At 62.4% G+C, this 22688-nt stretch carries 20 protein-coding genes; 13 read left to right on the top strand and 7 right to left on the bottom strand.

Annotation, left to right across the window (positions count from 1 at the left end):
• Positions 1 to 86: 86 nt before the first annotated feature.
• Entirely contained in the window at positions 87 to 590 is a 504-nt protein-coding gene (locus tag Q9235_RS24270) for a MarR family winged helix-turn-helix transcriptional regulator (RefSeq protein WP_055727169.1), read from the bottom strand.
• A gap of 270 nt (positions 591 to 860) precedes the next feature.
• Here Q9235_RS24270 and Q9235_RS24265 point away from each other — a divergent pair, with 270 nt between their 5' ends.
• The 3 genes from Q9235_RS24265 to Q9235_RS24255 all read left to right on the top strand — a co-directional run bounded on the left by Q9235_RS24265 (position 861) and on the right by Q9235_RS24255 (position 3543).
• Positions 861 to 1748 carry an ABC transporter ATP-binding protein gene (locus Q9235_RS24265; RefSeq protein ID WP_248308752.1) on the top strand — a complete coding sequence of 296 codons (888 nt, stop codon included), beginning with the start codon at positions 861 to 863 and terminating at the stop codon, positions 1746 to 1748.
• Between the two features lie 2 nt (positions 1749 to 1750).
• A complete protein-coding gene (locus tag Q9235_RS24260; RefSeq protein WP_055727170.1) occupies positions 1751 to 2506 on the top strand; it encodes an ABC transporter permease in 756 nt (251 codons plus the stop codon).
• A gap of 122 nt (positions 2507 to 2628) precedes the next feature.
• Entirely contained in the window at positions 2629 to 3543 is a 915-nt protein-coding gene (locus Q9235_RS24255) for a LysR family transcriptional regulator (protein WP_055727171.1), read from the top strand.
• Positions 3544 to 3771: 228 nt separating this feature from the next.
• Here Q9235_RS24255 and Q9235_RS24250 read toward each other — a convergent pair whose 3' ends face one another.
• A complete protein-coding gene (locus Q9235_RS24250; RefSeq protein ID WP_055727172.1) occupies positions 3772 to 5109 on the bottom strand; it encodes an alpha/beta fold hydrolase in 1338 nt (445 codons plus the stop codon).
• 419 nt (positions 5110 to 5528) lie between these two features.
• Between Q9235_RS24250 and Q9235_RS24245 the strand changes: the two genes are divergently transcribed.
• The 5 genes from Q9235_RS24245 (at position 5529) to Q9235_RS26935 (ending at position 10279) form a co-directional block, all read left to right on the top strand.
• Positions 5529 to 6593 carry an ABC transporter substrate-binding protein gene (locus tag Q9235_RS24245; RefSeq protein ID WP_248308753.1) on the top strand — a complete coding sequence of 355 codons (1065 nt, stop codon included), beginning with the start codon at positions 5529 to 5531 and terminating at the stop codon, positions 6591 to 6593.
• Positions 6594 to 6658: 65 nt separating this feature from the next.
• On the top strand, positions 6659 to 7624 hold the full coding sequence (locus Q9235_RS24240) for an ABC transporter substrate-binding protein (RefSeq protein ID WP_055727173.1): 966 nt from the start codon (positions 6659 to 6661) through the stop codon (positions 7622 to 7624).
• 26 nt (positions 7625 to 7650) lie between these two features.
• Positions 7651 to 8466: an ABC transporter permease gene (locus Q9235_RS24235; RefSeq protein WP_248308754.1), complete on the top strand. Its 816-nt coding sequence runs from the start codon at positions 7651 to 7653 to the stop codon at positions 8464 to 8466.
• Entirely contained in the window at positions 8459 to 9415 is a 957-nt protein-coding gene (locus Q9235_RS24230; RefSeq protein ID WP_055727174.1) for a DMT family transporter, read from the top strand. The genes Q9235_RS24235 and Q9235_RS24230 overlap by 8 nt, the downstream gene beginning before the upstream one ends.
• Positions 9416 to 9418: 3 nt before the next feature.
• A complete protein-coding gene (locus Q9235_RS26935; protein ID WP_422678235.1) occupies positions 9419 to 10279 on the top strand; it encodes a CoA transferase subunit A in 861 nt (286 codons plus the stop codon).
• On the opposite strand, the gene Q9235_RS26930 is transcribed toward Q9235_RS26935, so the two are convergent.
• From Q9235_RS26930 to Q9235_RS24205, 4 genes are all read right to left on the bottom strand, one after another.
• Positions 10198 to 10518 (bottom strand): alpha/beta hydrolase family protein, encoded by a 321-nt coding sequence (locus tag Q9235_RS26930; protein ID WP_422678404.1) that lies wholly within the window; start codon positions 10516 to 10518, stop codon positions 10198 to 10200. The genes Q9235_RS26935 and Q9235_RS26930 overlap by 82 nt on opposite strands.
• The gene (locus Q9235_RS24215; protein ID WP_422678403.1) at positions 10430 to 10816 is read right to left on the bottom strand and encodes a dienelactone hydrolase family protein; all 387 of its coding nucleotides are present in this window, start codon (positions 10814 to 10816) and stop codon (positions 10430 to 10432) included. Before Q9235_RS24215 ends, Q9235_RS26930 begins: the two co-directional genes overlap by 89 nt.
• A gap of 170 nt (positions 10817 to 10986) precedes the next feature.
• Positions 10987 to 11226 (bottom strand): DUF2171 domain-containing protein, encoded by a 240-nt coding sequence (locus Q9235_RS24210; RefSeq protein WP_306224354.1) that lies wholly within the window; start codon positions 11224 to 11226, stop codon positions 10987 to 10989.
• 161 nt (positions 11227 to 11387) lie between these two features.
• The gene (locus tag Q9235_RS24205) at positions 11388 to 11609 is read right to left on the bottom strand and encodes a hypothetical protein (RefSeq protein WP_306224353.1); all 222 of its coding nucleotides are present in this window, start codon (positions 11607 to 11609) and stop codon (positions 11388 to 11390) included.
• Between the two features lie 473 nt (positions 11610 to 12082).
• Here Q9235_RS24205 and Q9235_RS24200 point away from each other — a divergent pair, with 473 nt between their 5' ends.
• The 3 genes from Q9235_RS24200 to Q9235_RS24190 all read left to right on the top strand — a co-directional run bounded on the left by Q9235_RS24200 (position 12083) and on the right by Q9235_RS24190 (position 15587).
• Entirely contained in the window at positions 12083 to 12595 is a 513-nt protein-coding gene (locus tag Q9235_RS24200; protein ID WP_306224352.1) for a DUF1993 domain-containing protein, read from the top strand.
• 201 nt (positions 12596 to 12796) lie between these two features.
• Positions 12797 to 13654 (top strand): hypothetical protein, encoded by an 858-nt coding sequence (locus Q9235_RS24195; protein WP_306224351.1) that lies wholly within the window; start codon positions 12797 to 12799, stop codon positions 13652 to 13654.
• Positions 13655 to 14501: 847 nt separating this feature from the next.
• Positions 14502 to 15587 (top strand): 5-(carboxyamino)imidazole ribonucleotide synthase, encoded by a 1086-nt coding sequence (locus Q9235_RS24190; protein WP_306224350.1) that lies wholly within the window; start codon positions 14502 to 14504, stop codon positions 15585 to 15587.
• 10 nt (positions 15588 to 15597) lie between these two features.
• Here the strand turns inward: Q9235_RS24190 and Q9235_RS24185 are convergent, their stop codons facing one another.
• Positions 15598 to 15843 carry a hypothetical protein gene (locus Q9235_RS24185; protein ID WP_306224349.1) on the bottom strand — a complete coding sequence of 82 codons (246 nt, stop codon included), beginning with the start codon at positions 15841 to 15843 and terminating at the stop codon, positions 15598 to 15600.
• A gap of 163 nt (positions 15844 to 16006) precedes the next feature.
• Between Q9235_RS24185 and treZ the strand changes: the two genes are divergently transcribed.
• Together treZ and treY are read left to right on the top strand one after the other, a co-directional pair.
• A complete protein-coding gene (gene treZ / locus Q9235_RS24180; RefSeq protein WP_306224348.1) occupies positions 16007 to 17809 on the top strand; it encodes a malto-oligosyltrehalose trehalohydrolase in 1803 nt (600 codons plus the stop codon).
• A complete protein-coding gene (treY, locus tag Q9235_RS24175) occupies positions 17806 to 22677 on the top strand; it encodes a malto-oligosyltrehalose synthase (protein WP_306224347.1) in 4872 nt (1623 codons plus the stop codon). The genes treZ and treY overlap by 4 nt, the downstream gene beginning before the upstream one ends.
• The last annotated feature ends 11 nt before the right edge of the window (positions 22678 to 22688 follow it).

The following is a 22688-nucleotide window of genomic DNA, read 5'->3' as shown; positions in this document are numbered from 1 at the left end:
GTCGGGACACTTCTGCAATGCGCTTTCTCAGAAGCAGGACGCGAACGGTCTTGCTAAGACGCTCGGCGGTTGAGCCACATGGCGGCTTAGTCGATATCTCCGCCCAACAAAACCGCGTCCGCGAGATTTCGCTGCACCAACGCTAGCTGCCCGATCAGCCGCGCCTTTTCTTCGCCCGTCATTCCGCTGGTGGCGCGTTCAATGACTTCGTTGGCGCAGGGTATCAGCTTTGACTGGAGCGAGCGGCCTCGTTCCGTCAGCCTGACGCAGAGCTTCCGCCGATCATGCGGGTCACGCTCGCGGGTGATAAGACCGGACCGCTCCATCGTCGCCAGTGCGGAAAGCGTCGTCGGCTCCATTGTGCCGATACGCTGTGAAAGCTCCCGCTGGGTCAGGCCGTCCTCCAGCCAGAGAGCCCGTAAGAAATACCACATGCCAAGCGTGACGCCATACGGCTCAATCTGCGATTGCAGATAGCGCTGCACGGCTCTGTTGGCCATCCGGAGCTGATAGCCGACGCTTCCCTCGAGCGGGAGATCGTAGCGCTGCTCGGCGGGGGGTACAGGGGCCTTTGAGTTTGTTTCGGGCATTTTACTCCGTTCTTTCGATCGGACCTTAACGCCCATTGGACGTCGGAGCACGGCATTTTGTTGCCGATTCGACCGCTACGCAAATGTTTGGAAGACAAAGCGATATAGTATTGGACCACGATGAGGGGCCACCCTAGCGTCGCCCATAAGCGGGCAACCTTCGAGAACGACCTCGCTGGAGGAAAGAATGCCTGCCATCAATCCATTCAAGTCCGCATGGCCCAAACGTCCCGGCACGCCTAAGCGTGGCACGGCACTGGAATGCAATCCATGACTGGCAGCGATCTGGAGGACGGAAGGAACATGCGGGCGACGAACGCGAAACTGCGTCTTGCGAGCGAGTCCATCGACGAAATCGATGTCGTCATCAAAGACGTCTCGATGCGCTTCGACACGCGCGAGGGGACAGTGACCGCGGTCGACGGCATGTCGTTCGAGATCAAGCGAGGAGAATTCGTTTCGATTATTGGGCCCTCGGGCTGCGGTAAGTCCACGGTATTCAACGTCATGGGCGGCCTCGTAGGCGGGTATGAAGGTACCGTGACCGTCGGCGGCGAAAAAGTCTCTGGCCCGCACCCGTCCATTGGGATGGTGTTTCAGGAGGAATCTACGTTTCCCTGGCGCACCGTCATCGACAACGTCGCCTTCCCGCTCGAAGTGAAGGGCGTGGGCAAGGATGAACGTCATGCGACGGCTCGAAAGTTCATCGACATGGTGGGGCTCTCGGGCTTCGAGCAGCGCTACCCGTCCGAACTGTCGGGCGGCATGCGCCAGCGTGTTGCGCTGGCTCGAACGCTGGTGTTCGAGCCCAAGATCCTGCTGATGGATGAGCCTTTTGCGGCGCTGGATGAGCAGACCCGAGTCTTGCTTGGCGACAAAGTCCTCAAGATCCAGCAAGACCTTCGGCAAACGACACTGCTCATCACTCACAATATCACGGAAGCCGTTCAGCTCTCTGACAGAGTGCTAATAATGACCTTCCGTCCGGGCAAGGTGAAGCGGATCGTCGATATCCGCCTACCGCGTCCGCGCAGCAGCGATGTTGTCGGCAGCGACGCATTTGGCCGATATGTTGCGGAGATCTGGAATGATCTCCGCGAGGAGGCGTCGCGCGGAATGGCCGATGCCGAGGAAGCGGCACGCACGAGAAAAGCCTGACAATGCGAATCGTCGCGTTTCCTCCCATCCTTTTCGGACTGGCCACCGTTGCGCTCGCTCTATGCGGGGTCGAGCTGCTGCTCCGTGTCGGGCTGCTGAACCAGTTTGTGATTCCGTTCCCCTCCGCCGTAATCGGCAGCTTTGGCCGCCTTTTCAGCGAAGAACAGTTGGCTCACCGACTGTTCGTGACGGGATCGGAGGCGGTCGTGGCGAGTTTGCTCGTCATCGTCGTCGGCGTCAGCTTAGGCATCTTCCTGCAGGAGAGGCGCATTCTCAAACTTGCGGTGGAGCCCTGGATCGCTGCAGCCGCCGCAGCGCCGATCGTTCTGGCCTATCCCCTCTTCCTGGTGATCTTCGGACGGAGTTCCGCGACGATTGTCGCGATGGGGTTTGTCGCCGGCCTCGCCCCGGTGGTGCTCAAGACCATCGAGGGCTTTCAGGGCGTGAAGAAGACGTTCATGAATGTTGGGCGCACCTATAATCTCACTCCGTCGCAGCTGTTCTGGAAGATTCAGTTTCCAGCCTCGATACCGACCATATTCACCGGGATACGCCTGGGACTCATCTTCACCTTGATCAACCTCATCGGCGTCGAATTTCTGATCAATTTCGGCGGCCTCGGTCAGCTGATCAATGACTTGGCCGAGCGCTATGATTTGCCCGGTGTGTTCGCGACGATCATCTTCGTCATTCTCGTGAGCGTCGTTATTTTCTCGATCCTCGAGCGGCTCGAACGCTGGCTGCGACCTGCACAGTGAGCTTGACGCCAGCTGCCGCAGCCGCGCCGGCACAGGCGCGGTTCTTCCTGAGTGCGCCCGTCTGCGCCATACTCTGACGCAACGCTTCGCATCGACAGGAGGAAGCTATCAATCTCAGGCAGTTGCGCTATTTCGTGCGGATCGCGGAGGTCGGCAATATCACCCGGGCGGCCGAACAGCTTAACGTGGCGCAGCCCGCTCTCGGCCTGCAGATCCGCCAGCTGGAGCAGGAACTCAAGACTGAACTGCTTGTGCGCCACTCCAGGGGGGTTGAGCTTACCGAGGCAGGCAAGCTCTTGCTCGACCGGGCTCGCCGCATCCTACAAGATGTCGAAGAACTCCGGCGAGAGATCACCGGCAATGTCAGCCCTGAGCAAGAGATGATGATCCTGGGCCTCACGCCCAGCATCATGCTGCAGATGGACCCTGACATGCTGCTCAATGCCAAGCAGACGATGCCCACGGTATCGTTGAGCCTTGTCGAAGCTTTGAGCCGGACCCTGACGATATCCCTCGAACAGGGCGAGCTCAGCTATGCGCTGGCTTACGGCGTGGACGAAGCCCGCCCCGGGGTAAGCCGACGCCCGTTGCTGGTGGAGGAGCTAATCTTCGCTCGTCCGGCGACGGGAGAGCCTCTGCCTCCCACCCTCACTCTGGCGGACGCGCTCTCTCATGACCTCGTGCAGGCCGGCGAGCGTGACATGGTTCAGCGCCTGCTGAGGGATGCCGCAGCCCGCTATTCACTCGATCTCAGGATTGTCTACGAGGCGGAATCGATTCCGGCGATGCGCAGCCTGGTGGTGCGCGGAGCAGCCGCCAGCATGATGCCCTACGGCACCGCCAGTGAGGAAATCCGCGCCGGTAAGCTGGTGATGCAACGGATATCCGATATTCCGTTGACCCGAACTCTCTATCTGCTGAAGCCGTCTAACGCACCCTCTTTCAGAAGCCAGGATCTGATCGATCACTTCATTGACGGGATCGTGCGGCGCCTGCTCGATTCCCTGGGGCCCCTAGCGCGGCGCGTGGGCATCTAGAAGAGTGCCGATTTCATTCGAAAACATGCAGTCGTTCCGGAGCGATCCCTAGGATTGAGCCCGGACCCAGAACCAATGAGAGTCGCCGACAGGCCGCGGATGCCGCGGCTGGTCGGCGCAGTGGGCATTGGTTCCGAAATTCGGGCCCATATTCGGCATGCAACGGAAGGACGCTGCGGTCCCATCGAAACCACGCATATTCCGGCAACGGCGACCCGTGCCAGCCCCTCAGCGCATCGTTGCGTCGACCCAATTCTTCACCTGGTCGAACAGGTTGCGCACGCTGTTCGCATAGGCTTCAGGGTCGGCCGAGCAGTTCCGGCACGGGGTGAAGCCGTGGCTGGCGCCCTCGATGAAAAGCAGTTCCTTTTTGGCGGCGACGCTGTTCTCGTACTCCTCTTCGGAGTCGCGAATGAACAGATAGCCCCCCATGCCGACCACGAGTGTCGGCGCGGCAATCGAGCGAACGGCGCAGATGGTGGAATTGTTGCTGGAGCAATGGTCGATACCATCGAGAGAGTTGCTAGAGCGCACGGCCTGAGTGCTCAGGAACGAGCGAAGCGACAGGATTTTTGTGCCGCGATCGAAGCTGTTGGTCGTCTCCTTCGTGTCGAGTTCTGGCGGACTGACGGAGGTGACGATCTGTTCGACGATGCTGCCGTCGTTGCGCACCAGTTTCTGCGGCGCGCGCGTGCGCCGAAGCGAGATCGCCGTATCGAGACTGTGCAGTTGCGATGCGCCGCCTGGACCCGCGCCGGGATTACCGCCATGCGGGATGGCGAACAGGTCATTGTCCGGATAGGTCCCCTTGCCCTCCCGGATGGCTTTCACGCGCCCCTGCGCGGTCGCGATCAGCGCGTTCATGCGCGCCGACTGCGCAGCGAAATAGCGGGCCTGGAACTCTGGCGAATAGGTTGACGACGCTGTCGCGCTATAGCCGTTACTCGTCAGATACGGGTCGAGCGCGGCATTAAATTTGCCGGCCGTCTCGTCGAGCACCGACCCGTTCAGACTGCGCAGCAGAATGACCGGCACGCCCGGATGAGCATCGGCGAGAATCAGTCCGTCGGCTTTCGGCATTCCGGTTAGATCGTCGCGGCAAGGCACCAGCTTCTGCGGATCCTTGCAGAAGCCGAGTCCGTTCTCGGCCACCGCCTGATAGAAGCTTGTGGTCGGGCCTCCGCCGCTATGGCCGAACAGCACGACTTTCTCGATACCCTGCTGCTTGCGCAGGAATTCGACGCCAGCCTTCACGTCCAGCGCGATCCGGTCCCAGTCGACCGCGAACTCGTTGTTTGTGAAGCGCGTGCTCATGCACAGGGCCGCGATACCACGCTTCGGCAGTTCGTTGCAGGCGATATGCGTGGTGTAATTGGCGGTGCGATGGATGACGAGCGCCGCGACTTTGGCGCGCGCAGCGGGCTCCGCATAGACGGCGGTCGCTGGCCCCAGGGCGAAGTACGTGCGCTTTCCCTCGCCTGCCTCCTGGCCTCTCGCCGACGAGGGGGCGGCGAGAACCGCGCCCGCAAGCAGCGCGAGGGTGATAGCCCGAAACGATCTGGTCATGGATTTTCCTCCCTGATCTCCGCTGCGGCACCCTCCCTCGGTGCAAAGCGCCGGCCCTCGCGCGCACCGCAGCGGGAGAGGCGCCGTGCCGTTGCATAAGGATCCGCCCCGCGCGGACATGAATTGTTGTTTGATGCAGAAACATCGAGGGCGGCCCTACCGATAGCGATATCTCGATCGCATCCCGGCGTTGGGCCAGGCACGATGTCCGGGCCTTTCAGGATCGACATCAAGTATATTTTGGTTCCTTCTCGTATAAGAAAATCGTCTTGAGGATCATTGCACCCTCCGGGATCTTCGATGGGCCGCTGCGACGAACACCACGGAGGGGCAGATCGCCTGCGCGGGCGCGCGTGACGACTGCGCGGCCAGAACGCACGCCAAACAGTCGAGGTCTCACTGGCATCTCGCAGAAGTCTTTGTCCGCCCCCCGCGCCGGGCGCATCCTGCCGGAAAGCTGGGCCGATGATGCCCGCCTCTGGGAGGACGATTTGTCTAAGCTGCGACTTTCCATCGCGATCGGGGATTACGACCGCAACAGACCACTGCTTGACGGGGAAGTTCAGATCGACGGTGTCGACCCCGTGTTTATGAAGCTTTTTCCGGAGGAGATTTTCTTCCGCGCATTCCGGCATGCCGAGTTCGACGTCTGCGAGGCATCCTTGTCGAGCTTCGCGGTAAAGGTCGATCACGGGACGAATCCGTATGTAGGCGTGCCCGCGTTCGTGTCGCGCGCGTTCCGGCATTCCGAGATTTTCATTCGGACCGACCGCGGGATCGAGAGGCCGGAAGACCTTAAGGGGAAGCGCATCGGGTGCCCCGAGTACCAGCTCACGGCATGCGTCTGGATCCGCTCCATGCTCGAGGACGATTATGGCGTGCGGCCCACCGACGTGACGTGGGTCCGCGGTGGCATCGAACAGCCCGGGCGCGCGGAGAAGATCGCGGTTTCACTCCCCTCTGACATCCGGGTCGAGCAGGCTCCCGCGGACCGCTCCCTAAACCAAATGCTGGCCGACGGTGAGATTGACGGCTTTATCGGCCCGAGGGCGCCCTCCGCCTTCGAGGCGGGCCACCCGAAGATTGCACGACTCTTTGCCACGCCTACGGCGGCGGCCTCCGACTACTACCGCCGCACGAACATCTTCCCGATCATGCATGTGATCGGTGCGCGACGCACGATCGTCGAAGACCAGCCATGGCTGCCGGCCGCTCTCCTGAAGGCGTTCGAGCAGTCGAAGCGGATCGCTCTCTCGCGGCTCACCGATACATCGGCCACGAAGGTTACGCTGCCATTCGTCGAGGAGCAGTTGCAATCGGCGAAGAAGCTGATGGGCAACGATTTCTGGTCCTATGGTGTCGAGGCGAACCGGCACGTGCTGGACGCGTTCCTTCAGGCGCATCACACGCAGGGCTTGTCGTCGCGGCGCCTTGGCGTCGAGGATCTGTTTCCCGCTCCCACGTTGGAGGCCTTCAAGATCTAACGCGCACGGCAAACGCAGCATCCAAGAAATCTGCGACGACCATCAAAAAATGAGGGAGGAAAGATATGACCTTGACGAAGCGAACGGTTCTGGCGGGCGCATTTGCCGGTCTTCTGTCACTCGCGGCAGGTCCGGCAAGCGCACAGGATCAGCTTAAGCTTGCGGTCGGCCAGCGCGGCAACTGGGATACCTCGGTCGCCGAAATCGGCACACGGCTTGGGATCTTCAAGAAGCACAAGCTCGACCTTCAGATGCTGTACACGCAAGGCGGCGGCGAAACGCAGCAGGCCGTGCTGTCGAACAGCGTCGACATCGGCGTGGCCGGCGGCATTATGGGCGCTCTCTCGGCGTTCTCCAAGGGCGCGCCGATCCGTATCATCGGGGCCGAGACGACTGGCGGACAAGATCTGTACTGGTATGTGAAGTCCGATTCACCGGTTAAAACCCTGAAGGATTTCGACGGGCGCACGGTCGCCTATTCGACAAACGGGTCCTCGACGCATGGCGTCGTCAACGCCTTCGTCAAGGAAAACGGACTGAAGGCGAAATTGACCGCCACCGGGGGGCCGGCTCCGACGCTCACGCAGGTCATGTCGGGCCAGATCGACGTCGGCTGGGCGGCGCCGCCCTTCGGCCTCGAACAGCTCAGCAAGGGCGAAATCCGCGTCATCGCGACCGGAAACAACACCCAGGCATTCCGGGACCAGACCGTCCGTCTGCTGATCACGAACACGTCGGTGCTTCAGTCCAAGAAGGAGCAGCTCGATCGCTTCATGCTCGCCTACCGGGAAACCGTGGACGCAATGTATGCGAACGACGAGGCCCTCAAGGTCTATGCCGATTTCGTCGGCGTGCCTCTCGAGATCGCCAAGCGTACCCGTGATGAATTCTTTCCGAAGAAGGCGCTCGATCCCGATCGCATTGTCGGGCTGGACACCATCGTGCCGGACGCCGTGACGCTGAAGTACACCGCGCAGCCGCTCACCAAGGAACAGCTCGGCGAACTGATCCAGATTCCGCCGCGCCGCTGAGACCCCAAGTGACGAGAGTCCGAGCCATGAACCAGGCCGCCGGATCCATGCCGTCTCGTACGACGCCGTGGAAACGCCCTTCGGAAGGGCAAGCAGTCATGCTGACGCGCATCGCCATTGTGCTGGCGATCGTGATCGGATGGGAGAGCCTGGCCCGCTCGGGTCTGCTGTATCGCGACGTGGTGCCGCCGCTGCCGCTCATCGGCCGGGAGTTGGCGATGCTGCTGATCGATCGCGGCTTTTACCACAACCTCGCGGTGACCTTCTGCGAGGTTGCACTGGCCGTCGCCATCGGCGGCGGCGCGGGAGTTATTGTCGGCATTGTGCTGGGACGCGACCGCTTCCTCAGTTCAGCATACGAGCCGCTCCTGCATTATCTGGGTCCGACGCCGAAGATCATCTTCTTCCCGATCATGATCATGTGGTTCGGCGTCGGCCCCGGTTCCAAGGTCGCGATGGGTGCCCTGTCTTGCTTCTTCCCGGTGGCCGTCAGCGTAGCCGCGTCCATGCGCGAGATCGATCGGGTCCTGATCCGTGTGGGGATGACCTTCAGACTCACCTCGGCCCAGATGCTGACCAAGATCTATATTCCGGCGATGCGACTGCCGGTGATCAACGGCATCCGCATTGGCCTCGGCGTCGCCATCGTGGGTACGTTGCTGGCAGAGACCAAGCTCGCAAACCAGGGGCTCGGCTACGCCGTCATCCAGACTTACACGACTTTCAACATGCCCCGCATGTACGCATTGCTGCTGATCGTTTTTCTGCTGGCAGTTGGTGTCAACTCCGTACTCGGCCGCTACACCGAAGTGCGCATGGCGAAGAAGCGCAGCGATGGCTGAACTCGACAGGGGCAAGCCGGCCGCCTCCGCGGCAAGCCCCATCCCGCTGGCCTATGTCGTCGCCGCACTACCCCCGCTGTTCTGGGCAGGTAACTTCCTGATCGCGCGGCTGATGCGCGACGACATTCCGCCGATCCAGATGTCCTTTTGGCGGTGGGTGCTTGCTTTGGCTATCCTGCTACCCTTCGCCTGGTCCTCGCTGCGGCTCGATCGGTCGCGGCTGCGTGAGGAGTGGGCCTTCCTGGCCCTCCTAGGCGCAATCGGCGTGACCGCATTCAATTGCTTCATCTACACCGCGCTGCATCATACGACAGTCATCAATGCGGCCCTTGTGAACTCGCTCCTACCTGTCGCGACGATCCTTTTGGCCCGGCTTCTGTTGGGCGAGCGGATCGTTCCGCTCCGGGCACTCGGCATCGCCGTTTCGCTGATGGGTGCGGTCCTGGTCATCGCACGCGGCGACCTTTTCGCTCTCGGCAATCTCATGGTGGGACGGGGTGACATCCTCGTCGTCCTAGGGATGAGCTTTTGGGCGTTGTATACGGTTCTCGTTCGCCGCCGGCCGCTCGGCTTAAAGCCGCTGTCCTTGCTCGGAGCGACGACCGCCTTCGGCATCGTGTTTCACCTGCCCTTCGTGCTGATCGAGGCAACGCAGAGCAGAATCTTCGTGCCGACACTGAACAGCCTGCCGGCTCTGGTCTACTTCGCGGTTTTCCCGTCGATCCTGGCATACATCTTTTGGAACCGCTCGATCGCGACGCTCGGCCCGGCAACGACCGGCATGTTCATGCACCTCATGCCGATTTTTAGCGCCATTCTGGCCGCTGCATTCCTCGGCGAGCGACTCGCATGGTACCATCCGGTCGCTTTCGTCGTGATCGTGGGGGGTATCCTGCTCGCTACGCGGCGTCCGCCCTCAACACCTCATCCAAGTCACCAGAAGCGATAAAAGATGCGCAAGATCTATGACGGCCCGGCGGCGGCGCTGGAGGGCCTGCTTTTCGACGGCATGACGATCATGTCGGGCGGCTTCGGCCTGTCGGGCAATCCCGAGAGCCTGATCCCCGAGATTCGCGATTCCGGCGTGAAGGACCTGACCGTCATCTCGAACAATGCCGGCGCCGACGGCTTCGGCCTGTGGATGCTGCTGCAGACGCGGCAGATCAAGAAGATGATCGCGTCCTATGTCGGCGAGAACAAGCTGTTCGAGCAGCAATATCTCGCCGGCGAGCTGGAGCTGGAGCTCAACCCGCAGGGCCCGCTGGCCGAGCGCATCCGCGCCGGCGGCGCCGGCATCCCGGCCTTCTACACCAAGACCGGCGTCGGCACCGTCGTCGCCGAAGGCAAGCCGGTCGAGGAATTCGAAGGGCAGCTCTATGTGCGCGAAACCTGGCTCAGGGCCGATCTAGCCATCGTCAAGGCCTGGAAGGCCGACACAGCCGGTAACCTGATCTATCGCCGCACGGCGCGGAACTTCAACNCCGTCGTCGCCGAAGGCAAGCCGGTCGAGGAATTCGAAGGGCAGCTCTATGTGCGCGAAACCTGGCTCAGGGCCGATCTAGCCATCGTCAAGGCCTGGAAGGCCGACACAGCCGGTAACCTGATCTATCGCCGCACGGCGCGGAACTTCAACCCGAACATGGCGACCGCCGGCAAGGTGACCGTGGCCGAGGTCGAGGAGATCGTCCCGGTCGGCTCCTTCGATCCGGATACGATCCAGACGCCCGGCATCTATGTCGACCGCGTCATCGAGAGCACCATCAACGAGAAGCGCATCGAGAAGCTGACCGAGCGCAAGAGGGAGGCAGCCTGATGGAATGCTTGCGTCCTCGCGATCGCGTCGGGCCAGCTCGCCAAAGACAGGCGATGTCCTTCGCCGGGATAGATATGGCTCTGGACAGAGCCCCCACTGCTCTTGACCAGTCTCTCGATGGCTTCGGCGTTGGAGACTGGCACCACTCGGTCAGCATCCCCATGCAGAATAAGCGTAGGGGGCAGCGAAGCTCGCTCCAGGCCCGGCGGCAGAAATNACTGGCACCACTCGGTCAGCATCCCCATGCAGAATAAGCGTAGGGGGCAGCGAAGCTCGCTCCAGGCCCGGCGGCAGAAATCCGAAGAAGTCGACAACGGCTTTGATCCTGCGATCGCGCGCCGCCAGAGCCAAGGCCAATGCGCCGCCAAGCGAAAAGCCCACCACGGCGAAACGGGCCTGCTGATCGCCCGTGATCGTCTCGATCGCTTCCAGCCAGACCGGAAACTTGCTTTTGATTTCGCCGTAGCGGGCCCGCTGATCGCCGGTGGCCTCGAAGTACCGCGGTAGCAGGACGTTGTAGCCAGCTCCCGCGATCATGTTCGCGGCGAACTGATATCGGCCACTATTCGTCAAACCGTCCGAACCATGGAGGAGGATGACGCTGCCTCCGGAAACGCTCGGACCAAAGCGGTCGACTGTGACGCTCGCCTGAGCTGGCCCAGACACGATGGTCGCGCCAGCTCCAGCAACGAAATGGCGTCGGTCCATTACTCGGCCGCCTCCGACCATCTCTCTTTGGCTTCAGCCGCTGGGACGATCAGCTTGATCGTATCGTCATCGAGCGCAACGACGAGCGCGAGGTCGAGGTAATGATGGGCTCCCCCCGACTCGGGATCATTCTTCTTCAGCTTGATGAGCTGGCCGCTCAGAGCGTCGACGGTTCCGACATGCCCTCCATCGGAGCCGATGACGCGCTGGCCTTCCTTGATCTGCTCTACGAACATCATGGCTTGCTCTCCGTCCAGCCCCCCACTGATCGGCAACGGACCGTCAGGCGCCCAGGTTCCAGTCGGAATGGCGCCATGGTCGCACTGCACGATCTCGCGCCGCGATTGACGAAGAGGGGTCGCCCGACTTCGGGAATGATCGGTGTTGCAAAGGCGTCGCTTTAGGCGGCTACGTCACGCTCCAGCTGGAACAGGACGTTGCGGGTAAGATCATCCTCGTCGAGCGCGAGGGGAGCAAAGCCCGCTACCAAATAGGCAATTCTCTCGCGCTCCTTCTCGTGCTCGCTCGGCGGTACGGAAGCCTTCACCTGGCTCCAAACCGCTTCAAGCGAAGCAAAAGCCCGCGCTAAATCGGTCGGGTCGGTCAGAGATGAAAAGGGCATGCCATCGTCTCCTCGTTAGCTCCGGCAGAGGTTGATTTAGGTGAGCTTCGAGCCTCTGCAAGACTCCTTGAAAACGTCCGGCGTGCCTTCCTAAAACAGCCGGATTCAGGCGTCCGCGGGGGACCAGACTATGTTGCCACGAGGAAAATGTGGCTATGGCATTGACGGCGTCCGACGAATTCGAACGCCCCGGGTCATTCTGACCGGCCTTGGACATCCCATAACAATTCGCTCGGCTTGGAGGCTTGCATGTTCCTCGCGGATTGGCCGAATGTCGCAGCGAGACGCCGCACATGCTTTCGGATTAAAGCGAGTCCACCGGGTGTCTCTTGGCGGCTCGGCAACGAGCGTCTTTCTGGTTGGTCCAACGGTACCGTGGCCTTGCCGACTTACAGACGGTCCGAAGATCAGACGATCATCGGACGCCGACGGCGGTTGTGGCGCCGCCCGCAATGACATGCGATTGGTTGGCCATGTCATACGCTCGATCCGCGCACGTCACCTTCGCCAACATGCTCGGTACGCTCGACCATCTTGTCGACAGGGCTCAGGATGCTGGGATTGAGGACTCCATCTTGGGAGACAGGCTGACGGAGGACATGTTTACGCTGGAGTTGCAATTCCGCGTCGCCGTCAATCAAGTGTTGCTGGCCCTGAACCAGGTCGCCGGAATGTCGCTGTCCCTCGAGGAGTCGACTTACCGATCCTTCGCGGAGATACGTGAGCGAATCGCGACTGTACGCTCACATCTCGGTCAGTCGGACCCCGCAAAATGGGCACGCGCCGACGATCCCGTAGACCTCACTTTGCCCAACGGGGTGCGTTTCGTGATGTCTTCGGAAGAGGATATTCGAGACTGGATCATGCCGAACTTCTATTTTCACGTGACGATGGCCTATGCGCTTTTGCGCCACGCTGGTTTAGCCGTCGGCAAGATGGATTTCCTGCCTCACATGATGCGCCACCGCCGTGCTTCGGATTGTTGAACGCCGGCTTCGGGGAAATGTGGGTCATTCATCCCGTTAGCTCAGAGTGTACGCAAGCGGAACCCAACGACCGATCGGCCGTTACGCCCTCACTTTCGTGGATTTTAGGAGGGGCTGATGAACGGTGTCATTTATCTCGTAGGTCTGGTCGTGGTCGTTCTGGCGATCCTGTCGTTTCTCGGGCTTCGATAGGAACGCGCCATGTCCATGTCAGGATCGGACGTTGTCGTCGCTCCCGTGACCGTGAACAAGGAGAACCGCTCCTACGTTCAGTGGGGCCCCATCATTGGCGGTGCGGTCATCGCAACCGCGATCTCCACAATCATGACGGTCTTCGGATCGGCGATCGGCCTGTCGATGGTCTCAGCCGATTTCGAGAAGAGTTCGAGCTCCACCGCCCTGGCGGTAGCCGCGGGGCTTTGGGCGCTCTGGGTAATGGCTTCCGCCACAATGGCGGGCGGCTATCTCGCCGGACGCATGCGACAGCCGAGCTTCGATGCCAATGACGAGGAGCGCAAGGTTCGCGATGCGACCCACGGCCTGCTTGTCTGGGCGACCGGCGCGCTTCTGATAACCGTCGTCGCAACGTCGTCGCTGTTCGGCGCGGCCAGGACCGCGGTCAGCGGCGTCGCAAGCGCGAGCTCGGGCGTGGCGTCGCTGGTCTCGCAGAATGTCGATCCGCTCGCGATGGCGCTCGACAATGTCATGCGCGCCAACGGTCAGCAGCCGCCGACCGCTCAGGAGCGTGACGAGGCTTCCCGGATTTTCGTCAACGCGCTGAAGAACGGCAAGATCGAACAGGGCGACCGGGACTACCTTGCTTCGCGGCTCGCCGCGCGCTCCGGCATCAGCGAACAGGATGCTCAAAAGCGCATCGACGACGCTTATGCGAAGCTCTCGCAGGCCAAGGAAACCGCCAAGCAGGCGGCCGAGCGGGCGCGCAAGATCGCGGTTCTCACCGCCTTTCTGACAGCCGCTGCGCTGCTGGTGGGAGCGGCCGCGGCAGCCTGGGCGGCGACGCTGGGCGGTGAGCACCGCGACGAGAACCTGCGCGTTTGATCTAAGTTTCGACGTTTCAGGAGAAACACCCCGAGCCGGTCCGCTGAGCGGGCCGGCTCACCCTTGTCAATGAGCGTCAACTTCGACAGCCCAGGACGTGACGACGACACGACCCAGCTTGGTGGGCCTCCCTTGACTTACCTCTAGCAGGCCCTCGACCAGATGTGCGGTCCTCGAAGAGGTGTATAGGCTTTCGCCTAATTCTCGACCGGCTTGAGAATCGCGCGCACTGCCTTATGAAATTCGTGGGGGCCGACGCCAAAAGAACCCAGAGGCTTTTGACGTCGAGGTCGTTGGAGATGGGTTAGCCGCGCTTGAGGCGATACGGGCCCATAAACCGGACCTATTGCTAACCGACGTTGTAGCGATATTCATTGGCTTCAATTTAAACCACGCCCAAAGGCAGCGCGAAATGCAGTCGGGCGAGGTCAACCCAAGGGATGCTCCGAAATCCCCGACAGACCTACAAGCGCCACGGCCTTCTCAGAAATAGCCTCGTCCGATGCTCCGGTCGGTTCGATCTCTCGCCGGACCGTCGCCGCTCAAAGTCTAACGCGCGAACGCGACCGCGGCTCCGAGCGAAATGCCGCTGTGACGTCGAGGGCGTCCGCAGTCTTCCATCGAAATCCTAACGGCAGTCGCTCTGTGATCAAGCCGCGGTGCGATCGCTCCGGCCAACGTACTGGCCGCGGTTGCAATTCCGCGGCTTGACCGTGTCGACCACCGCGTTCTAGGCAGGCGAGATCAAGATGCGCTATCAGGCCTTGCCTTAGGCTAGCGTCGGGGACTGCCCCGCCCACCGCGGTCGTGTGTCTCTGCCTCGACAGGACAGGGCTAGAAGTTCGTGATGTTGGACAAGCGGGAAAGCCCCAGGGTCATCGGCATTCTAGGCGGGGGACAACTCGCCCGGATGATCGCCCAGGCAGCGGCTGATTACGGCATCCCTTGCCACGTTTTCACCCCGGAGGCGGATAGTCCAGCATCCCAGGTCGCAGCGCGGACGGTTGTGGGTGCCTACGAAGACGAAACCGCGTTGGCATCGTTCGCCAAGGACGTCGACGTCGTTACCTACGAGTTCGAGAACGTTCCCGCGGCGACTGCGCGATTCTTCGAAGACCGAGGAATGCTCCGCCCCGGCTCACGGGCATTGGCGATCACCCAGGATCGTTTGCTGGAAAAGGACTTTCTCGTTTCGCTTGGCCTTGCCGTTGCCCCCTACCGAAAAGTCGACTCGGTCGAAGATCTTTCGAACGCCGTCTCTGACTTGGGCTTGCCGGCGATCCTCAAAACCCGCCGGTTCGGCTACGACGGAAAGGGCCAAATCAAGATTTCGTCCCCGGAGGAGGTCCTTCCCGCCTTTGCAGCCATCGGACAGTCCCCAGCTATTCTGGAGGGTTTCGTTTCCTTCAGCGTCGAGGCTTCGGTGATAGCGGCGCGCGCGTTAGACGGGACGACATCCATTTTCGACGTTTGCGAGAACGAACATGCAAATCATATTCTCGACGTAACGCGTGTTCCCGCGCGAATCTCTGCCGGCGCGTCGGTTCAAGCGACGAACGCCGCCCGGCTCGTGGCCGCCGAACTTAAGTACGTGGGCGTGGTCACCGTGGAGGTCTTCATCGTTCGAGACGATAATGGCGACCGGGTCGTCGTGAACGAGATCGCGCCGCGAGTTCACAACTCCGGCCATTGGACGATCGAAGGCGCGGAGACGTCTCAGTTCCACCAGCACGTACGCGCGATTTGCGGCCTTCCTATGGGCTCCACGGCCCGGCGCGGTGAGATCGAGATGAGGAACCTCGTGGGCGACGACGTCGCAAGTTGGCGCGACGTGTTAGCGCAGGCAGGCGCCTATCTCCATCTTTATGGAAAGACCGAAGCTCGCCCCGGCCGCAAAATGGGTCATGTGACGCGAGTGACTTCGCACACTTGAAGATCAACCCTCAGGGATCGTCGAACGCGCGGTCTTTTCCCTGCCGGTCGGCTTCGGCCTGCAACGCGTTCGCAAAGAAGTCGGTCAGGGAGGGGAATTCCGCCTCGACTTCTTCCGGAGCGATACCTTGGTGAAGCGCAGCCGCAATGCACCTCCGCGCCAAATCCGATGCGCTCACCGCGGTGAACGCGAGTTCAGTTTCCTGAACGGTCTGATCCGCCCAACTCACGACAAAAGCCGCTGCTCGCCTGCTCATGATGGTGTCACAACTGTTTCCAGGCCGGAGACTGACCTTAGCCCTCGGCCAACCATGTCGCGTCCTCAAGGTTCCGAACTGTGCGGTTACGCATTTTTGGAAAGCCATGGAAACTCATTGTTGCTGAAACCGTTGACCGGTCGCCTACGACCCGGGACACGACATGCGCCGATCTCACAAAATGCCCTTCGGACCCCGCACTCTGCGAAACGGAGTAGAATTCCGCGTTTGGGCGCCGTCCGCTCCCAAGGTGCGCCTTTGGACCCCGCAGGGCGAGTTCGACATGGAGGAGGCCGAAGGTGGGTGGCATCGGCACATCCTCCAAGGTGCTGCGGCAGGCCAGCGATATAGATTTCGCGTGGGGGAGGATTTGCTCGTGCCCGACCCAGCCTCGCGGTTCCAGCCCGAAGATGTCGAGGGACCGAGCCTGGTAGTCGATCCGGAGGCCTACGCCTGGGCGGACGGCGAGTGGAAAGGACGCGCCTGGGAAGAGGCGGTGATCTACGAAGCTCATATGGGCAGTGTCACGCCCGAAGGAACCTTCGCCGCGTTTTCCGACAAGCTTGAACTGTTGCGCGACCTCGGGTTCACCGCGATCGAGCTGATGCCGCTCGCGGATTTCCCGGGCAAGCGGAACTGGGGGTACGACGGCGTGCTCCATTACGCACCGGATCACGCCTACGGAACGCCGGACGATCTCAAGGCACTGGTGGATCGGGCCCATGGTCTAGGGCTCATGATGATCCTCGACGTCGTCTACAACCACTTCGGACCGTCCGGAAACTACCTGCCGGCCTATGCTGGCGCATTCTTTACGGACAGGCACCAGACGCTTTGGGGCGCCGGCATCAACTATGACGGCCCCGGCGCAGAGACCGTGCGCGACTTCTTCGTCCACAACGCGCTCTACTGGCTGGAGGAGTATCATTTCGATGGCCTCCGCTTCGACGCCGTGCATGCCATCGCGGACGACAGCAGCCGGCATTTTATCGCCGAACTTGCGGAGAGGATACGGTCGGCGTCAGGCCAGCGGCAGGTCCATCTCATCCTGGAGAACGCCGATAACGGGGCCAGATGGCTCGGCCGCGCCGGGGAGGTGCCGAGCCTGCACACCGCGCAGTGGGCCGACGACGTGCACCACGCTTGGCATCGCCTGCTGACCGACGAGGACGACGGATATTATGCCGATTACGGCGATCCGATCGGTCATCTTGGACGCTGCCTCGCGGAAGGGTTCGCCTATCAGGGCGAGATGTCGACCCATGAGGGCAAGCCGCGCGGCGAGCCCTCCACCCACCTCCCTCCGTCGGCCTTTGTCGCGTTTCTCCAGAACCATGACCAGATCGGCAACCGGGCCTTCGGAGAGCGGCTTAGCCATCTCGCCGATCCAAGCAAGCTGGCGCTGGCACGCGCCTGTTTGCTGCTTAGCCCGCAGATCCCGCTGCTCTTCATGGGCGAGGAGTGGGCAGCGAGCACTCCTTTCCAGTACTTTGTGGATTTTCCGGACGAGGAGCTTTCCAAGGCTGTCCGAGAGGGGCGCCGGCGCGAGTTCGGAAGCTTCGGCCGCTTCAAAGACGAGGCGGCGCAGGAGCGCATTCCTGACCCGACGGCATCCGATACCCTCCTGGTCTCTTCGCTCGACTGGAGCGAGGCCAGCCGCCCGCCCCATAGCGAAGTGCTAGCCCAGACGCACGACCTTCTGCGCATTCGCCGCGAGACGGTCGTGCCGTTGACAAAGAGCACTTTCCGGGGTGCGCGATGGTCTAGGCCTACACCGGATGTGCTGGAAGTAACCTGGCGTTTTGCCGGCGGCAGTCTGCGGTTTATCGCCAACTTCGGAAGCGAATCTTTCACATATGGTGTCGCGCAGGACGAACATCCGATCTGGCCGGACGAAAACGCGCATAATCCGCGGTCGAGCAGACTGATGCCCTGGACCGGGGTGATGCTGGCGAGGCTGTCATGAGCTCGCACGACGACGCGGTCGCTAAACTGGCTGATCTGGCCGGCATCGCTACATCCTACATCGACGCAGCGGGCGCTCGTGTCGAGACTCCATCAGAGGTGCGTCGGGCGGTGTTGCATGGTCTCGGCATCGAAGTCGATACGGAAGCGCAAGCGCGCGAAGCCCTGGCCCGCCTCGAGCAACGCCGGGCGTCACCCCTGTCGCCGTTTTGCGTGGTGAGCACGGGCCTAATCGCACGGGTGCCGTGGTTTGGCCCGCAGGTGCCAGATGCCATCGATTTCGTGCTGACGGACGAAACCGGCGGCGCGCGCGAGGGCAGGGGGCGCATCCAATCGGATCGCTCCGGCCGGCATCTGGTCCTGCCGGCGCTGTCTTCCGGCTACTGGCAATTGCGTGTCGCTCCGGGTGCCACCGCGCACGAGAGCATGCTCATCAGCGCGCCGCCGCGATGCTACGAGCCCGCATCGGTGACACACGGGGCGAGGCGATGGGGTGTGACGGCGCAGGTTTATTCGCTCCGCTCACCGGACAATTTCGGGATTGGCGGCTACGGCGACCTCTCGGACCTGGCGGTGGGTGCGGCAGAACTGGGCGCCGATTTTCTGGGGTTGAATCCCGTCCATGCGTTGTTCACCGCGGACCTAACGAAAATCTCTCCTTACGCCCCGTCCTCGCGACGTTTCCTCGACGCACAACTTCTGGATCCGACCCAACTCCCCAGGTTTGCCGAAAGCGGGGCGCCGGCGCTGCTGGAGGAGGCCGAGCCGCAGGCCTCGATCGCCGCGTTGCGCGAGGCGGTGCTCGTTGACCGTGCCGGCATTTGGAGGGCCAAGCTGCCGCTGCTGGAAGCGGTTTGGGACGTGTCGCGCGGCGATGATCATCGCGACTTTGCAGAGTTCCGAGCCGCTGCCGGACAGAGCCTTATGATGCATGCGACCTTCGAGGCGCTGTCGGAGCATTTTGCTGCTGCCGGGGCGTCTTGGGTCGGCGAATGGCCCGACGCCTTCCGCCACGCCGAAAGCGAAGCCGTCAAGCAGTTCGCGGCTTCGCAGAGCGACAGGATCGCTTTTCATGCCTGGCTGCAATGGCAGGCGGACCACCAGCTCGGCGCGGCCCACCATGCGGCCCGGAAAGCGGGGATGGGAATCGGACTGTTCCGCGACCTTGCCGTCGGCGTCGACCCCGCCGGCTCGGATATCTGGTCGAACCCCACACATTTCGCGACGGGGCTGTCGATCGGTGCACCGCCCGATCTGCTCGGTCCAGATGGGCAGAATTGGGGCCTGCCGCCGTTCGATCCGCTGGAGATGGAGCGGACAGGTCTGTCGGCGTTCCGCGAGATGGTGGCCGCAAACATGCGCCATGCGGGCGCGATCCGCATCGACCACGCCTTCCAGCTGCGGCGGCTCTATCTCGTCCCGCAAGGCGCCCCGGCCACCGACGGCGCTTACGTCTCGATGCCGTTCGAGGCGCTGCTAGCGGTTCTCAGGCTTGAGAGCCACCGGGCGCGCTGCATGGTGATCGCGGAGGATCTCGGGACCAGCCCAGAGGGCTTTTCCGACGCTATTATGGCATCGGGCCTCTACAGCTATCGCGTCCTGCCATTCGAACGCGAAGCCAGCGGACGCTTCAAGCCGCCGGAGGCTTATCCCGAACGCGCGCTGGCTGTTCTGACGACCCACGATCTGCCCACGTTCAGGGGTTGGTGGCGCGGTCTCGACCTCGACATGAGACACGCCACCGGGCGCGTGTCGGCTTCGGAAGCGGAAAGGGCGCAAGAGGAGCGTGTCTTGGACCGCGCGAGGCTGACCGAGGCGCTCGTCTCCCAGTCCCTGCTCCCGGCGGGCGACCCGCCGGTCGATCCTCCTGTGGAAGCTGCAACCGTCTATCTCGGGCGCGCCCGGTCGGCCCTCACGGGAATCCAGCTGGAGGACGCGGCCGGCGAACTCAACCAGGCCAATCTCCCCGGTCCGAGCACGGGGCATCCAAACTGGCAACGCAAGCTCTCGCTCGACGTGCGGGAGCTTGTCGCGCCAGGCGGCAACCTGGCTCGGATGGGCGCGCTGCTTGCCGACGAAGGCCGCAGCGGCCGGCGACATGGCGGAATGGCGCTGGCGGCGCCGCCCCCGCGGGCCACATACCGCCTTCAGTTCCATGCCGGATTCACCTTCGACGATGCGTTGCCGATCCTGCCCTATCTGGATCGGCTGGGGATCAGCCATATCTATGCGTCCCCGATCCAGAAGGCCCGGCCTGGCTCGACACATGGGTACGACATCGTCGACCACGCCGAGATTAACCCGGAGCTCGGGGGTATGGACGGCTTCCTACGCTTCTCCGACGCGCTGAAGAGCCATGGCCTCGGTCTGCTGCTCGATATCGTTCCCAACCACATGGGGATCGGCGGCGAGGACAATGCGTGGTGGCTATCCGTGATCGAGTGGGGCCGGCTCTCCCCGCACGCCATCGCCTTCGACATCGACTGGGACAGGCTGGGAGCTGACGGAAAGCTGCTCCTGCCGTTCCTTGCGAAACGATATGGCGAAGCTTTGGAGGAAGGCGAACTCAGGCTGACCTTCGACGCCGAGCAGGGCGCCTTCAGCATACTTCATTTCGAGCATCGCTTTCCCGTTAACCCGCTTACCTATCCGATGCTCCTCGACCGCATCCTCATGGTAGTCGATGCCGCGGAACCGTCCTTCCGCGAGGTTCTGGCGATTTCGGCGCGGCTGAGAGTTCTCGCCGAGGCCGGAGCGGCGGTGCCGCCGCAATCGCTGATCGACGAGGGCGAAGCTCTGAAATGCCGGCTATCCGCAGCGTTCACCGCATCGGAAGCCTTCGGCCAGGCAGCCGCGCGAGCTGTGGACCTCATCAACGGCACGCGAGGCATCCCGGAAACCTTCGACACGCTGCATCGGCTGCTGGAGATGCAGAGCTATCGACTGGCCTATTGGCGGGTCGCTGCGAGCGACATCAACTACCGACGCTTCTTCGACATCAATACGTTGGCCGGCGTTCGCGTCGAAGACCCTGTCGTCTTCGACAGGACGCACGGCCTGATCCTCGACCTCGTCGAGGCCGGCCGCGTGCAAGGACTGCGCATCGACCATATCGATGGGCTGGCTGATCCCGAGGGCTACCTTCGCGCCCTGCAGGCGCGGGCGGGACCGGGTTTCTATGTCGTTGCCGAGAAGATACTCGGCCATGACGAAAGGCTACGGAGCTGGCCGATGTCGGGCACAACCGGCTACGACGCGCTCAATCAGCTCGACGGCGTCCTGCTCGATCGCTCCGCCGCTGCGGCTATCGAGGCGGCCTATGCGCAGGCAGGCGGCCCCCAGGAGGGATACGATGAAGCCCTGCGGCGGGCAAAGCGCGAGGTCCTAGAAGGCAGCTTCGCGAGCGAGCTCGAAGTCGTCGTCTCCGACCTCGCGCGGATCGCGGCGGGCGACAGGCGCACGCGGGACTACACAGTCAACGCCATGCGCCGCGCGCTCACGGAGATCATCGTCGAGTTCCCGGTCTATCGCAGCTATGTCGCGGAGAAAGCGACGTCCGAGGACAGGGCGTTAATTGAGGAAACCGTCGCCGCATCGGTCGCCCAGAGCGCACTGCCAGACCATACCGTTCACGCTTTCATCGCCGAGACGCTCCTCGGCGATCGTCAGGCCGAAGCGGACAGTCTCCTCGCAGAACAGATCGGCCGGTTCAGACGTCGCTTCCAGCAGCTGACCGGGCCGGTGACCGCCAAGAGCGTCGAGGACACGCTCTTCTATCGCCATGGCCCGCTTATCGCGCTGAACGAGGTCGGCGGCGAACCCGGCGCCTTTGGCTTGTCCATAGAAGCGTTTCACGCCGCCAATGTGGAACGCCAGCAATCCTGGCCGAATGCGATGATTGCCACCTCGACCCACGATACCAAGCGGGGCGAGGACGCGCGGGCGCGCTTGCTGGCGCTGAGTGAGATGCCATCCGAATGGGCACAGGCGGCGAGGGAGTGGCAGTCGCTCAGCACGCAACTGGGGGCCACTGGCCGCCCCGACTCGAACGATCGGCACCTGATCCTGCAGCAGATGCTGGCGGCCTGGCCCATGGAACTCCTCGATCGAGATGCTCCGGATGAACTCAATGGTTTCCGGGAGCGGATGCAAGGGTGGGCCGAAAAGGCCCTTCGGGAGGCGAAGCGCCATACAAGCTGGACCAATCCGCGGGCGGAATACGAGGATGCGGCCAAGGGGTTGATCGGCGCGGCCTTGATGCCGGGAAGCGAGTTCCTACGACGTTTTCGCTCCCTGGCTCAGGACATGGCGGCGCGCGGGATGGTGAAGAGCCTCGCTCGCACCGTTCTCAAGCTGACGCTGCCCGGCGTGCCCGATTTGTACCAGGGGACTGAGTTCTGGGATTTGTCGCTCGTCGATCCCGACAATCGCCGTCCCGTCGACTATGCCAATGCGCAAAGCCCAATCGCCGAGCCCCGCGGCGTCGGGGACCTGATGGCCACCTGGCGGGACGGCCGCGTGAAGCAACACATCGTGCAAGCGCTATTGATGGACAGACGTGAGGTACCCCGTCTTTACGCTGAGGGAGTGTACCGCCCGCTGGTCATCGAGGGGCACGCGGAGAGCTCAGTTCTGGCATTCGAGCGCCGCCTCGGGCCGCAGCGCCTGGTCGCCATCGTGACACGGCTCGGCGGCGGTCGGTCCGATGAAGCTCACGCACATCGTGCGCAACTGAGCACGACGCTGCCGACGCTCGCAGGCTCATGGCGAGATGTGCTCTCAGGCAACGAGCGAAAGTTCGACTGCCAGGGTGCTACACTTGGCGATGCCCTGGGCGAGTTGCCGGTCGCAGTTCTCCGCAGCGGGTAATCGGTCCCTTG

The sequence above is a fragment of the Bosea beijingensis genome, assembly GCF_030758975.1.
Lineage (GTDB): Bacteria > Pseudomonadota > Alphaproteobacteria > Rhizobiales > Beijerinckiaceae > Allobosea > Allobosea beijingensis.
This window is presented reverse-complemented; position numbering and strand designations above follow the sequence as displayed.